The 13,589-nt window shown below is 60.7% G+C and carries 14 protein-coding genes and 2 tRNA genes; 14 read left to right on the top strand and 2 right to left on the bottom strand.

The genetic code is table 11. The features are described 5' to 3' along the window. Positions 1–4 precede the first annotated feature (4 nt). From ACYQ1H_RS11950 to ACYQ1H_RS11910, 9 genes are all read left to right on the top strand, one after another. Complete coding sequence (locus ACYQ1H_RS11950) at positions 5–919, top strand: Na(+)-translocating NADH-quinone reductase subunit C (protein WP_460028268.1); 915 nt, start codon at positions 5–7, stop codon at positions 917–919. A 4-nt stretch (positions 920–923) separates the two neighbouring features. Then, the gene (locus tag ACYQ1H_RS11945; RefSeq protein WP_460028267.1) at positions 924–1,601 is read left to right on the top strand and encodes an NADH:ubiquinone reductase (Na(+)-transporting) subunit D; all 678 of its coding nucleotides are present in this window, start codon (positions 924–926) and stop codon (positions 1,599–1,601) included. Position 1,602: 1 nt separating this feature from the next. Beyond that, entirely contained in the window at positions 1,603–2,211 is a 609-nt protein-coding gene (gene nqrE / locus ACYQ1H_RS11940; protein ID WP_460028266.1) for an NADH:ubiquinone reductase (Na(+)-transporting) subunit E, read from the top strand. An 18-nt stretch (positions 2,212–2,229) separates the two neighbouring features. Then, positions 2,230–3,450, top strand: coding sequence for an NADH:ubiquinone reductase (Na(+)-transporting) subunit F (nqrF, locus tag ACYQ1H_RS11935; protein WP_460028265.1), 1,221 nt, complete (start codon positions 2,230–2,232; stop codon positions 3,448–3,450). Positions 3,451–3,579: 129 nt separating this feature from the next. Further along, a complete protein-coding gene (gene nqrM, locus ACYQ1H_RS11930) occupies positions 3,580–3,765 on the top strand; it encodes a (Na+)-NQR maturation NqrM (RefSeq protein WP_460028264.1) in 186 nt (61 codons plus the stop codon). 57 nt (positions 3,766–3,822) lie between these two features. Next, on the top strand, positions 3,823–4,218 hold the full coding sequence (locus ACYQ1H_RS11925; RefSeq protein WP_460028263.1) for a CBS domain-containing protein: 396 nt from the start codon (positions 3,823–3,825) through the stop codon (positions 4,216–4,218). A gap of 38 nt (positions 4,219–4,256) precedes the next feature. After that, the gene (gene sbcB, locus ACYQ1H_RS11920; protein ID WP_460028262.1) at positions 4,257–5,699 is read left to right on the top strand and encodes an exodeoxyribonuclease I; all 1,443 of its coding nucleotides are present in this window, start codon (positions 4,257–4,259) and stop codon (positions 5,697–5,699) included. Between the two features lie 62 nt (positions 5,700–5,761). Further along, entirely contained in the window at positions 5,762–6,298 is a 537-nt protein-coding gene (locus tag ACYQ1H_RS11915) for an SRPBCC family protein (RefSeq protein ID WP_460028261.1), read from the top strand. Between the two features lie 44 nt (positions 6,299–6,342). Then, entirely contained in the window at positions 6,343–7,302 is a 960-nt protein-coding gene (locus tag ACYQ1H_RS11910) for a beta-propeller fold lactonase family protein (RefSeq protein WP_460028260.1), read from the top strand. Here ACYQ1H_RS11910 and ACYQ1H_RS11905 read toward each other — a convergent pair. Further along, on the bottom strand, positions 7,265–8,866 hold the full coding sequence (locus ACYQ1H_RS11905; protein ID WP_460028259.1) for a bifunctional aminoglycoside phosphotransferase/ATP-binding protein: 1,602 nt from the start codon (positions 8,864–8,866) through the stop codon (positions 7,265–7,267). The two genes, ACYQ1H_RS11910 and ACYQ1H_RS11905, sit on opposite strands and share 38 nt — an antisense overlap. Beyond that, on the bottom strand, positions 8,859–9,989 hold the full coding sequence (rnd, locus tag ACYQ1H_RS11900; RefSeq protein ID WP_460028258.1) for a ribonuclease D: 1,131 nt from the start codon (positions 9,987–9,989) through the stop codon (positions 8,859–8,861). Before rnd ends, ACYQ1H_RS11905 begins: the two co-directional genes overlap by 8 nt. Before the next feature lie 142 nt (positions 9,990–10,131). On the opposite strand from rnd, the gene ACYQ1H_RS11895 reads away from it, so the two are divergent. The 5 genes from ACYQ1H_RS11895 to fusA all read left to right on the top strand — a co-directional run bounded on the left by ACYQ1H_RS11895 (position 10,132) and on the right by fusA (position 13,552). After that, a tRNA-Arg gene (locus ACYQ1H_RS11895) sits at positions 10,132–10,208 on the top strand. A gap of 38 nt (positions 10,209–10,246) precedes the next feature. Beyond that, positions 10,247–10,322: transfer RNA gene (locus ACYQ1H_RS11890), tRNA-Asn, on the top strand. Between the two features lie 210 nt (positions 10,323–10,532). Beyond that, positions 10,533–10,907, top strand: coding sequence for a 30S ribosomal protein S12 (gene rpsL / locus ACYQ1H_RS11885; RefSeq protein ID WP_460028257.1), 375 nt, complete (start codon positions 10,533–10,535; stop codon positions 10,905–10,907). A 20-nt stretch (positions 10,908–10,927) separates the two neighbouring features. Next, the gene (rpsG, locus tag ACYQ1H_RS11880) at positions 10,928–11,404 is read left to right on the top strand and encodes a 30S ribosomal protein S7 (RefSeq protein WP_460028256.1); all 477 of its coding nucleotides are present in this window, start codon (positions 10,928–10,930) and stop codon (positions 11,402–11,404) included. A gap of 45 nt (positions 11,405–11,449) precedes the next feature. Beyond that, positions 11,450–13,552 (top strand): elongation factor G, encoded by a 2,103-nt coding sequence (fusA, locus tag ACYQ1H_RS11875; protein WP_460028255.1) that lies wholly within the window; start codon positions 11,450–11,452, stop codon positions 13,550–13,552. The last annotated feature ends 37 nt before the right edge of the window (positions 13,553–13,589 follow it).

The raw sequence follows: 13,589 nt of genomic DNA, 5'->3' as shown, positions 1-13,589 counted from the left end.
GACCGTGAATAGCACTCCCGAAGCCGTGGGCTTCAAGCAGAAACTCACCGGTTATGTCGAGACCGTCCAGGTCTACGCCCAGCCCTATCTGGAACTGCCGAACGACAGTTTCAAGAAAACCGTGGCGGTGGCCCTGGCCCTTTGCCTGGTCGGTGCCGTGGTGGTATCGGGTTCGGCCGTGATCCTGCGGCCCCTGCAGGAGTGGAACAAGTCCAAGGACGAAAAAGTCAACATCCTCGAAGTCGCCGAGCTGTACCAGAAGGGCATGGATGTCGACGCGGCGTTCAAGAACATCGAGACCCGCATCGTCGATCTGGCGACCGGTGAGTACGTCGACAACATTGACGCGAGCACCTATGACCAATGGAAGGCGGCCAAGGAACCCGCCAGTAGCGAGGCCATTCCTGCGGACAAGGATATCGCCAGCATCAAGCGCAAGCCGAAATATGCCAAGGTCTACCTGGTCAAGGAGGACAACAAGCTCAAGTCGGTCATCCTGCCGGTCAACGGCTACGGCTTGTGGTCGACCATGTACGGTTTCATGGCGCTCGAGGCCGATGGCCAGACCGTGGTCGGGATGAACCTCTACGATCAGGCGGAAACCCCCGGTCTTGGCGGCGAGGTCGTCAACCCGAAATGGAAGGCTCTCTGGAAAGGCAAGAAGGTTTACAACTTTTCGGGCAAGGAGGTTCACGAGAGCAACCTGAGCGAGAAGGGGCAAACCATCGAGATCGGCGAAGTGGCCCTGGGTCTGGTCAAGGGCTCGGTCGATTCTGCCAAGCCGGGTTCGGAATACCAGGTGGATGCACTGGCCGGAGCCACGCTCACCAGTCGCGGTGTCAGCAATCTGGTCCAGTACTGGATGGGCAAGGACGGTTACGGCCTGTATCTGGCCAAGCTTAGATCCGCAAGAGGTTGAAACTATGGAACTCACCGAAGAAAACAAGAAGGTTCTCGTCGAGCCGCTGGTCGACAACAATCCCATCACGCTGCAGGTGCTGGGTATCTGTTCGGCTCTGGCGGTAACGTCCCAGCTGTCCACGGCGCTGATCATGAGCCTGGCGCTGACCTCGGTGACGGCCTGCTCCAGTGCGGGCATCGCCTTCATTCGTAATCATGTCCCCAGCAGCATCCGCATCATCGCGCAGATGGTGATCATCGCCTCGCTGGTGATCGTGGTCGACCAGCTGCTGAAGGCATTCGCCTATGAAATCAGCAAGCAGCTGTCGGTGTTCGTCGGGCTGATCATTACCAACTGCATCGTGATGGGGCGCGCCGAAGCCTACGCGATGAAAAATCCGCCGTGGGAAAGCTTCCTCGATGGCATCGGCAATGGTCTGGGTTACAGCCTGATCCTGATCACCGTCGCCACCATTCGCGAGCTGTTCGGTTCCGGCAAGCTGCTCGGCATCGATGTGCTCCCGCTGGTCAAGGATGGCGGCTGGTACGTGCCGAACGGTCTCTTGTTGCTGCCGCCCAGCGCCTTCTTCCTCATCGGCCTGATCATCTGGGCGGTGAGAACCTGGAAGCCCAAGCAGGTCGAAAAGGCCGATTTCGCCATCCAGCCGGCACATGGCATCGCACACGGGGAGGCTCACTGAGATGGAAGCCTATATCAATCTGTTCATCAAGTCGGTTTTCATCGAGAACATGGCGCTGTCCTTCTTCCTGGGGATGTGCACCTTCATCGCCGTTTCCAAGAAGATCGAAACCGCCGTGGGCCTCGGTATTGCCGTGGTCATCGTGCAGACCTTGACCGTACCCGCGAACAACCTGATCTACTCGTACCTGCTGAAGGAGAATGCCCTCAGCTGGGCCGGCATCCAGGGTGTGGATCTCAGCTTCATTGCGCTGATGGCCTGTATCGGCGTGATCGCCGCCATCGTGCAGATCCTGGAAATGGTGCTGGACCGGTTCTTCCCGGCGCTCTACAACGCCCTCGGCATCTTCCTGCCGCTGATCACGGTGAACTGCGCCATTCTCGCCGGTTCGCTGTTCATGATCGAGCGCGACTACAACTTCAAGGAAAGCGTGGTCTACGGCGTCGGCAGTGGCTTCGGCTGGGCGCTGGCCATCACTGCCATGGCCGGTGTGCGTGAAAAGCTGAAGTACAGCGATGTGCCCCCGGGTCTTCGTGGTCTCGGCATCACCTTCATCACGGCCGGGCTGATGGCGCTGGGTTTCATGGCGTTCTCCGGCATACAACTCTAAGGAGCAGGGTAAGAAACCATGTTGGAAATCATCCTGGGTGTACTGTTCTTCACCTTCATCGTTGTTGCGCTGGTGTTCGTCATCCTGGGCGCCAAGTCCAAGCTGGTCGCCGAAGGCAATGTCGACATCCTGATCAACGACGAAAAGACCATCCATGTGCCGATAGGCTCCAAGCTCCTGACCGCACTGGCTGACAACAACCTGTTCGTTTCCTCGGCCTGTGGCGGTGGCGGAACCTGTGCCCAGTGCCGGGTAAAGGTACACGAGGGCGGTGGCGATATCCTGCCGACCGAACTTTCCCACATCACCAAGCGCGAGGCGGCGGCGGGCGATCGTCTGGCCTGTCAGGTCACCGTCAAGCAGGACATGAAGATCCATGTCCATGACGAGGTCTTTGGCGTCAAGAAATGGGTGACCACGGTACGCTCCAACCATAACGTCGCAACCTTCATCAAGGAGCTGGTGCTGGAACTGCCCAAGGGCGAGAAGGTCGATTTCCGCGCCGGGGGCTACATCCAGATCGAATGTCCGCCTTACCAGGCCAGGTTCACGGATTTCGACATCGAGGAAAAATTCCGTGACGATTGGGACAAGTACAACATCTGGCAGTACGAGTCCGTGGTCAAGGAACCGGCCATCCGCGCCTACTCCATGGCCAACTACCCGGAGGAGAGCGACATCATCATGCTCAACGTGCGTATCGCCACACCGCCTCCCGGGGCCAAGGGCATATCGCCGGGCGTGATGTCGTCCTACATCTTCAATCTGAAGCCGGGCGACAAGGTGGTCATCTCAGGTCCCTTCGGCGAGTTCTTCGCCCGCGAGACCAATAACGAGATGGTCTTCATCGGCGGTGGCGCGGGCATGGCGCCGATGCGCTCGCATATCTTCGACCAGCTGCGTCGCATCAAGACCAAGCGGAAGATGACCTTCTGGTATGGGGCAAGAAGTCTCCGGGAAATGTTCTATGTGGACGACTTCAACATGCTGCAGCGGGAGAATCCTAACTTCGAGTGGCATATCGCCTTGTCCGAGCCGAAACCCGAGGACAACTGGACGGGCTACACCGGGTTCATACACAACGTTCTCTACGAGAACTATCTGAAGAACCACCCCGCCCCCGAGGATTGCGAGTACTACATGTGCGGACCGCCCATGATGAATGCGGCCGTCATCAAAATGCTGCTGGACATCGGTGTCGAGCGCGAGAACATCATGCTCGACGATTTCGGCGGCTGACAGGCGGGACTATCGAGAATCAAGCGGAGACACCGGTCTCCGCTTTTTTTTTCGCGAGAAAAGAGTAAAGTCGCACGGACCATCCGTGCCTGGAATCGGTCGTCGACCGCAGAAGAACAGGAGGCAACCATGACCTTATTTCTGACCACATTTCTCATCATCGGTGTCGTCATCGCGCTGATGTCCGTCGGCGTGATGTTCGGGCGCGGGGCCATCAAGGGCAGCTGTGGCGGCGTCAACAATGGCGGCGAGTGCATCTGTACCCAGAAGTGCGAGAAACGCCGCAAGCTCGAGGCGATGGCGCAGAACCAATAAGTCGATAACAAGGGCGGCCTGTCCGTCCGCTGGATCCATGAACAAGGGGGTTCAACCATGCTGGCAAAATTGACCGTGCGCGAATACATGACCCGTAACCCGCTGGTTTTCCAGTCGGATACGGATGTCTTCGGCGCCATCAAGGAACTGATCGCACACAAGATTACCGGGGCCCCGGTGGTGGGTGGTGGCGGCAGGCTGCTGGGACTGTTCTCGGAACTGGATTGCATGAAGGCCGTTGCCAACGCTTCCTATTTCGAGGAGCTACCGGGCAAGGTCGGCGACATGATGACCACCGATGTCCGCAGCGTGGACGCCAACACCAGTATCGTCGAGCTGGCCGAGGTGTTCGCCAACTCGAACTTGCGCCAGTTGCCGGTCATGGAAGATGGCAAGCTGGTCGGTGTGATCAGCCGGGTCGATATTCTGAGAGCGCTGGTCACCAACTGGTGATCCGGTTGCCGCGCTGTTGGTGATCGCGTCCGAAGGCAATGGACAGCAGTCAGGGCGAAACCTTTTATTGGTACGACTACGAGACCTTCGGCGCCGATCCCGCCCGCGACAGGGCGGTCCAGTTTGCCGGGCTGCGCACGGACAGCCGGCTCGATTCGATCGCCGAGCCAACCGTTCTGTACTGCCGGCTAAGTCCCGATAGCCTTCCCCAGCCCGATGCCTGCCTGATCACCGGCATCACGCCGTTGCAGGTTCGCGAGCGCGGCCTGTGCGAGGCGGATTTCATGCGCGCGATCAACGCGGCGTTCTCCGTTCCCGGGACCTGCGTGGTCGGTTACAACAACATCCGCTTCGACGACGAAGTCACCCGGTACGCGTTGTACCGCAGTCTGATGGATCCCTATGCCAGGGAATGGCGCAATGGCAACTCGCGCTGGGATCTGATCGATGTGGTGCGCATGGCTTATGCGCTCAGGCCGGAGGGCATGGTCTGGCCCAGGGACGAGGAGGGCCGGGTCAGTTTCAAGCTGGAACGGCTGACGGAAGCGAACGGTCTTGCCCATGATGCCGCCCATGACGCACTCAGCGACGTACAGGCGACCATCGCGCTGGCTCGGCTGCTGCGCGATCGGCAACCCCGGCTGTTCGACTTTCTGCTGAAGCATCGCGCCAAGGCCCAGGCGGCCAGGCTGCTGGCGTTGGGCGAGCAGCGACCGCTGGTTCACGTTTCCTCCCGTTTTCCGGTCGAGCGTGGCTGTTGCGCCATAGTCGTGGCTCTGGCCCGTGATCCGGCAAACAGCAACGGCATCGTCTGCTACGACCTCACGGTCGATCCCGAGCCCCTGTTGACGCTCGAGCCCGAGATTCTGCGCCAGCGTCTCTTCACGCCGCGGGCGTTGCTTCCGGAGGGGGTGGAACGGCTGCCCCTGAAGACCGTGCATCTCAACAAATCCCCGGCGTTAGCGCCCCTGCAGGTTGTCCGGCCGGAAGATGCGGAGCGCCTGGGCCTCGATCTGGATACCTGCTGGCGACATCTGGCAAAGTTGCGGGGCGCCCCGGGTCTGGCTCCCAAGATCCAGGCGATCGTCGCGGGCGATGCCAGGCCGCCACAGGATGACGATCCCGATCTGATGCTTTACCGGGGCTTCATCCCCGATTCGGATCGGCGCGAACTGGAGCGATTGACCCAGCTGTCTGGCGAGCGGCTGGCCCGCGAAGCGACATCGTTCCAGGATCCCCGCCTGCCGGAGCTTCTGTTTCGCTACCGCGGCCGAAACTTTCCCGAAAGCCTGGATTCCGCCGAGCAACGGATATGGGCGGATTTCTGCCGGGCCCGACTCACGGGCGAGATTCCCGGCAACAGCCTGACGCTGGAGCAGTTCGACCGGCGGCTGCGCGAACTGGAGCAGACGCCTCTCTCCGATTCGCAGCGTCGGGTGGTCCAGGAACTGGAGACATATCGCCAAACCCTTCCCCTGTAACCCCGGTGGCTGTTTTGCCGTATACTTCGGGCCGTTTTTTACCTTGTATCTGGGAGAACTCCATGAAGAAATTCCTGCCCCTGTTCGCGGCATCCTCCTTGTTCTGGGTCGGTCTGGCTGATGCGCATGGCCCCACGCGCGAGAAGCTCAGCGAGGCGGTCGAGGTTGCCGCATCACCCGATGTCGTCTGGGCGCTGGTGGGAGACTTCGCGCACCCCGAAAAATGGATGCCGGCCGTCGAGAGCACCACGGCTCAGGGCGGTAACGAGAAGGGAGCGACCCGCGAGCTGAAGCTCAAGCCGAGCGGTGGCGTGATCAAGGAGGAGTTGAAGAATTACGATGCCGATAAGAAGGTGGTCCAGTACAAGATCATCGATCCCACCGACCCGGCCGTGCTGCCCGTGAACAATTACTCGGCCAAGATTTCGGTTGAGGCCAGCGGGTCAGGCACCAAGGTGGAATGGGATGCCGCCTTCTACCGCTGGTTCCTGAACAACAATCCGCCGGAAGGCCAGAACGAGGCGGCGGCCAAGGCTGCCATCGAAAAGGTCGTCAAGGAGTCGCTGGCCAACCTCAAGGCGGTTGCCGAGAAACACTGAACTCCATGCGGCCGGTTCTCGGTTTCGCTTTGGAAAAGAGGGCGTTGGCGCAGGCCGCCGCCCTCTTTTCATGGATGGGCGGGCTGGCAGCCGAGCCCTATGCCTTCATTACCAATCAGAAGGCTGATAACGTCTCCGTCATCGACACCGCCACCGGTCAGGTGGTGCGCACCATTGCGGTCGGCAAGGACCCGGCAGGCGTGGCTGTCAGCCGGGATGGTGCCCAGGTCTGGGTGACTAATCCCGGGAGTCGGGATGTTGCGCTGATCGACGGGCAGCACCTGACGCTGAAGGAGCGCTGGCCTGTCGGTGACGGCCCGCTGGGGATCGCCCTGGATCCCGCCGGCTCGCGTGTCTACGTTGCGGATTTCTACGGGCACTTCGTTTCGGTGCTGGATCTCGGCGACCACACTATCCTGAAGCGGGTGCCGGTTGGCCATTATCCGGCTGGGATCGTCGTCAGCGGCGACGGCGCCAGGGTTTATGTGGCAGACCGGGAAGACAACACCGTGTCGGTGGTCAATGCTCTTACCCTGTCGGTGGACAGGTCGATCGGTGTGGGTCGGCATCCTTTCGGTTTGTTGCTGGACGAGCACCGCCAGCGTTTGTATACCGCCAATGTTGAGAGCAACGATGTCACCGTGCTGGATCTGCGCAGCCTGAGGGTGGTGGGATCGGTGCGGGTGGGCGAGCGCCCCTATGCCTTGGCCAGCGCTCTTGGCGGCCGGCGGATATTCGTCACCAACCAGTACGACAGCACGATTTCTGTGATCGATGCCGAACGGCTGGAGGTGGTGAAAACCCTCCCTGTCGGCGAGTATCCGGAGGGAATCGCCCGGCATCCCGACGATCGGCATCTTTATGTGGCCAACTGGTTCGACAACAGCGTTTCCGTGGTGGATGCCGATGCCCTGCGTATCGTCAAGACCATTGCCACAGGCAACGGCAGCCGGGCCTTCGGCGAATTCATCCCGGCCAGCCCTCCGGCAGCGACTTCGCCCTGAACGTCTGGTGCCGGGGCTGCGCCAGGCCAGGCAGGCGCAGTCGTTCGGCCAGCTGGTCGGCATCCACCGTTTCCATGTCAAGGCCGATGGCGGTCGTCTGTTCGTCGATTTGCAGCGGCTCCTGCTGATGGCGTTGCCGTTCAAGCACGTCCAGCGTGGCATCGGAGGGATCGCCGCCCTGTTGCATCCGCTGCCGGATGCGGTCCTGCAGGATGGCTTCGGATGCCCGGCAGTCGAGCAGCGTGAAGATTGCCCCGGCCCGGTGGGCGAGAGCCCGCGCCTGTTCGCGGTGGGCGTGCTTGAGAAAGGTGGCGTCGACGATCACCGATTGCCCGCTGCCGAGCAGCAATTCCGCCAACGCCAGGATGTGTCGATACACGTTGTCCCTGGCCGCCTCGCTGTACCGTGGTGGTGCGGCGGTCGGTCGCTTGCGTTCGTTGTCGGAGCGTACGCAGAGCGCCGGCAGGGTCCAGGTCAGGGCTCTGGCCAGATGCGATTTTCCGCTCCCGGATAGTCCGTGCAGGATGATTAGTCGCTTTGGGCGGGGCTTTATCAGCCAATGGCCATAATCGATGTGGCGGCTGACGGCTTCCCGTTGCCGCTGCTTTTCTCCGGTGGACTCGACCTGAGCGCATCGCAACGCGGCGACTTTGGCGCGCACCATCGCTCGGTACAGTCGATAGTAATCCAGAAGGGCGATCCCGGCATGATCCCCGCTTATCGACAGGTAGCGGTCGAGAAAGCCACAGGCGAGATGCGGGTCGGCCTGCATCTCGAGGTCCATCATCGTGAATGCGGCTTCGTTGAGGGTATCGATCTGGCGCAGATCGGCATTGAATTCGATGCCGTCGAACAGTCGCGGCCTACCATCCAGGAGTACCACGTTGCCGAGATGCAGGTCCCCATGGCACTCCTTGAAGTGGCCACCCTCAATCCGTTGTTCAAGCTGGCAGCCCAGGCGTTCGCGGGCCGTGCGCGACCAATCCTGTAGCTGCGCCAGCAGGGACTCTTCCCGGGAGCCGCGCACGAAGTGCGTCAGCACCGAAAAATTGGCGGCCACAAAGTGATCCGACCTGTCCCGTGCATACTTGGCGACAGCTTCCGGGAGTGGCGGGAGCCGCAGATGCAGGCGGGCAATCTCTTCGGCCAGTTCGGCTACCTGACCGACCTGTAACTGGCCGTTTTGCGCAAGGTGGTCGAACGTCTGTGCCGGCTCGAAGCGGCGCATTACCACCGCGTAATCGAGAGCGGGACCTTGGCCGCCGATGACAGGACTCCGCTCGGTTCCGGTGATGGCCACCGTGCGCAGGTAAAGATCCGGGGCATAGCGTTGGTTGATCTCGATTTCCTGTTCGCAGGCCCATTGGCGCCGTTCCAGTGTCGAGAAGTCCAGGAAGCCGAAGCTCACCGGCTTCTTGATCTTGTAGGCATGGCGTCCGGCCAGGATGACCCAGGAGATATGGGTTTCAATCAGTTCGACAGGCCGGTCGCCGCCGTTCTGTCCGGGATAAAGCACGGGGTTGAGCAGAGCCTGGATAAGCGTCGGCTGCTGCGACCTATCCATGACCGGTTTCCGTAGCGGTATTGCCGACGATTCGCCGCAGGGGAAGGCCAACGATCTCGTGTCGCCACCCCTTGAGCAGGCGCGAGGATGCCGGATTCTCGAGCAGCTGCTCAAGGTCGCGCCGGGATGCCAGCAAGGCGGGGGCGATGCCGAGCTGTTCCGCGATGCGGCGTACCTCGCCGGTCATTTTCGCCATCAATGCCTTCTGTGCGGGGTCCGGACGGGGCCAGTTCGACAGCGGCACTTCCAGTGGCGGGCATGGATGGTCGGCCAGTACCACGCGTAACTCCTTCAGCAGCTGCTGCTGAGCAGCGTTGCCGATGCCGCGGGCACGGGGCAGCTCGGCATCCTTGCCTTGGCGGGACAGGGTGAGTTCATGGAGGGTCTCGTCGCGGAGGATCCAGTTGCGCGGGATGTCGAGACGCTGGGCCGACCGCTCGCGCCAGGTTGCCAAGGCCTTGAACCTGACCAGTGCCGCACCTGTCAGTGGCTGGGCGCTGGCGACGCGTTTCCAGGCAAGCTCGGGGGACATGTCGTAAAGCCCGGGGTCCAGCAGGGCTTCGGAATCCTGTCGTACCCAGTCCCACCGGCCCTGCTCGCTGAGCTCGGTTTCCAGCCTGCGATAGGCGGGCAGCAGGTAGGCGACATCCTCGCCGGCATACTGGATCTGCTCGGGGCTCAGGGGGCGGCGCGACCAGTCGGTGCGGGTATGGGTCTTGGGGAGCCGATGGCCAAACAGGCGCTCGACCAGACTGGCATAGCCGCACTGCTCGGCATGACCTGCAAGTCCGGCGGCCATCTGGGTGTCGCAGAGGTTTCTGGGCAGTTGCCCGAAGTACCGGAGCAGTACCTCCATGTCCTGGCGTCCCGAATGCACGACCTTGACGATGCGGGGATCCATGAGCAGCGCGCGCAGCGGCTCCAGCGAGCGAAGCCGGAGCGGGTCCACACACGCAACCAGATCATCCGTCGCAATCTGCAGCAAACAGAAGGCAGGATAGTAGGTGCGCTCGCGTACGAACTCGGTATCCAGGGCAAAGGCTGGGAGCGGCCCAAGCCTCTCGACGAGCTGGTTTAGTGCGTCATCGTGCTCGATGAGTTGCGGGGCAGGAGAGGACGTCATAGGGGAATGGCTGGCTTTGAATCACGCGATCTCGCCATTGGATTATCACCCGATTGTCACTTGGCTGCCGGCCATGCGGAAAAGTTGGTGCAGAATGCTTGACATGCACTCCTCTGATGAGCATAATTCACAGCTCTTCTATGCGCCCGTAGCTCAGTTGGATAGAGTACCTGGCTACGAACTAGGTGGTCGGGAGTTCGAATCTCTCCGGGCGCGCCATCTTCCGGCATCATTCCGCCGGAGTGATGACAGGATTTTCCCCTGTAGCTCAGTCGGTAGAGCAAGTGACTGTTAATCACTGGGTCGGCGGTTCGAGCCCGTCCGGGGGAGCCACATTCGAGTGAAGCAAAGCCCGCGCATCCGCGGGCTTTTTATTTTGTGCGCGTTGCGCCGTCGGCTGCTTTTGTGGTTGACAGTGCTTGCTGTATTCCGTAAATTGGACGGCTTTACTGTGGGGTGCTCTGCCCCCTCCCTGTGCGCCCTCCGTGATTTGGTGGCCGCTACAGAAGCACGGCCGAGCAATAACGCTTTTGGAGTTTGGTAATGACCACAATCAATCAGTTGGTGCGGAAACCGCGAGTACGCAAGAAGGATAAGAGTAACGTCCCGGCGCTGGAGAGTTGTCCGCAGCGTCGCGGTGTTTGCACCCGCGTCTATACGACGACCCCGAAGAAGCCGAACTCGGCGCTGCGTAAGGTTGCTCGTGTCAGGCTGACGAACGGTGCCGAGGTGAGCAGCTACATCGGCGGCGAGGGGCACAACCTGCAGGAGCACTCGGTCGTGCTTATTCGTGGCGGCCGCGTCAAGGACTTGCCGGGTGTTCGTTACCACGTCGTGCGCGGCAGTCTCGATACGGCCGGCGTCGCCAAGCGTCGCCAGGGTCGTTCGAAGTACGGCGCCAAGCGTCCGAAAGGTTAATTGAGGTTCGGATTTAAGTCATGTCTAGAAGAAGAGTTTCCCAGAAAAGAGAACTGGTGCCCGATCCGCGTTTTGGCAGTGAAACCTTGGCGCGATTCGTCAACATGCTGATGCTGAGCGGCAAGAAGTCGGTGGCCGAGCGCGTGGTTTATGGGGCCCTGGATCAGATTCAGGTCAAGGTGGGAGGGGGCGTCGACTCTATCGAGGTTCTGACCAAGGCTCTCGAGAATGTCCAGCCGTTCGTGGAGGTCAAGTCCCGCCGCGTTGGTGGTGCGACCTATCAGGTTCCGGTTGAGGTTCGGCCTAACCGCCGGGTGGCTCTGGCCATGCGCTGGCTGATCGACGCGGCTCGCAAGCGTAGCGAAAAGGGCATGGTGGCCCGCCTGGCGGGCGAGCTCTATGACGCTCATGAAAATCGCGGTTCGGCCGTGAAGAAGCGTGAGGATACCCACCGCATGGCGGAGGCCAACAAGGCCTTCTCGCATTACCGCTGGTAATCCAGCTTCAGCAGAATTCCGCTCCAGGACCGACCAGGTACCAGCGTGGCTCGCACGACCCCTATTGAGCGCTACCGGAATATCGGCATTTCCGCGCACATCGATGCGGGGAAGACGACGACGACCGAGCGCGTCCTGTACTACACCGGCATCAATCACAAGATCGGCGAGGTCCATGATGGTGCCGCGACGATGGACTGGATGGAGCAGGAGCAGGAGCGCGGGATAACCATCACTTCCGCCGCTACCACGACCTACTGGCGTGGCATGGCGATGAACTATCCCGAGCATCGCATCAACATCATCGATACGCCGGGGCACGTCGACTTCACGATCGAGGTCGAACGTTCCATGCGGGTACTCGATGGTGCCTGCATGCTCTATTGCGCGGTTGGTGGTGTCCAGCCGCAATCCGAGACCGTCTGGCGTCAGGCCACCAAATATGGTGTCCCGCGCATCGCCTTCGTCAACAAGATGGATCGCTCGGGTGCCGATTTCTTCAAGGTCTACGGCCAGATGCGCCAGCGTCTGCATGCCTGCCCGGTCCCGGTTCAGGTGCCGATTGGGGCGGAAGAGAGCTTCAAGGGGGTGGTCGATCTCGTCAAGATGAAATCCATCGTCTGGAGCGAGGCTGACAATGGTGCCACCTTCGTGTACGAGGACATTCCCGAGTCGCTTTGCGAGCTGGCTCTGGAGTGGCGGGAAAAGATGGTGGAGGCGGCCGCCGAATCCAGTGAAGAACTGATGAACAAATACCTCGAGGAGGGTGACCTCGGCGAGGAAGATATCAAGTCAGGCCTGCGCAAGCGGACCATAGGGCTTGAGATTGTGCCCATGCTTTGCGGTTCGGCCTTCAAGAACAAGGGTGTCCAAGCCATGCTGGATGCCGTGATCGACTACCTGCCATCCCCGATGGATGTGCCGCCAATCAAGGGTTCCGATGCCGAGACCCATGAGTCTGTCGAGCGCCGCTCGAGTGACGACGAGCCATTCTCCGCGCTGGCATTCAAGATCATGACTGATCCATTTGTCGGAACGCTGACCTTCGTGCGCGTATACTCGGGGGTCCTGAGTTCCGGCGACAGCGTAATCAACTCTGCCAGTGGCAACAAGGAACGCATCGGGCGGCTGCTGCGGATGCATGCCAACTCCCGGGAGGAAGTCAAGGAGATTCGGGCGGGCGATATTGCTGCCTGCGTCGGATTGCGGGACATCGTAACCGGCACAACCTTGTCAGCGGTTGGCAAACCGGTGGTACTCGAACGCATGGAGTTTCCGGAGCCGGTCATTTCGGTGGCGGTCGAGCCCCGGACCAAGAGCGACCAGGAAAAGATGGGGTTGGCGCTGCAGCGCCTGGCTCAGGAGGATCCTTCCTTCCGTGTTCATACGGATGAAGAGTCCGGCCAGACGATCATTTCGGGGATGGGCGAACTGCACCTCGAGATCATCGTCGACCGGATGAAGCGGGAGTTCAAGGTGGAGGCCAACGTCGGCGCGCCCCAGGTGGCCTATCGTGAAACCATCCGCAGATCGGTCGAGCAGGAAGGCAAGTATGTCCGCCAGACGGGCGGTCGAGGTCAGTACGGCCATGTATGGCTTCGTGTCGAGCCTCTCCCTGAAGGTGGGGGGTACGCGTTCGAAAACGCCGTTGTCGGCGGCGTGGTGCCAAAAGAATATATCCCGGCGGTCGATAAGGGTGTTCAAGAGCAGCTACAGAATGGTATACTTGCCGGCTACCCGGTAGTTGATGTCAAGGTAACCCTGTTCGACGGCTCCTACCACGATGTCGACTCCAGCGAGATGGCGTTCAAGATCGCCGGCTCCATGTGCTTCAAGGAAGGGTGCAGGAAAGCCAGTCCTGTTCTGTTGGAGCCCATCATGGGTGTCGAGGTTGAGACGCCGGAGGATTACATGGGTGATGTGGTGGGCGATCTCAATCGTCGGCGCGGCGTGATTCTCGGCATGGACGACAATGTCGGGGTCAAGGTTCTCAAGGCTGAGGTTCCGCTGGCGGAAATGTTCGGTTACTCGACGAGTCTTCGCTCCCAGAGCCAGGGGCGGGCCACCTACTCGATGGAATTCAAGAAGTACCAGGAGGCCCCGGCCAATGTGGCTGAGGCGGTGATCAAGAAGGCTTCGGTCAGTTAAGCGAGTTTGAATAGGTAAGAGCGAGGTATTAGGGTCG

Source organism: Methyloparacoccus murrellii, from assembly GCF_054657115.1.
This window is presented reverse-complemented; position numbering and strand designations above follow the sequence as displayed.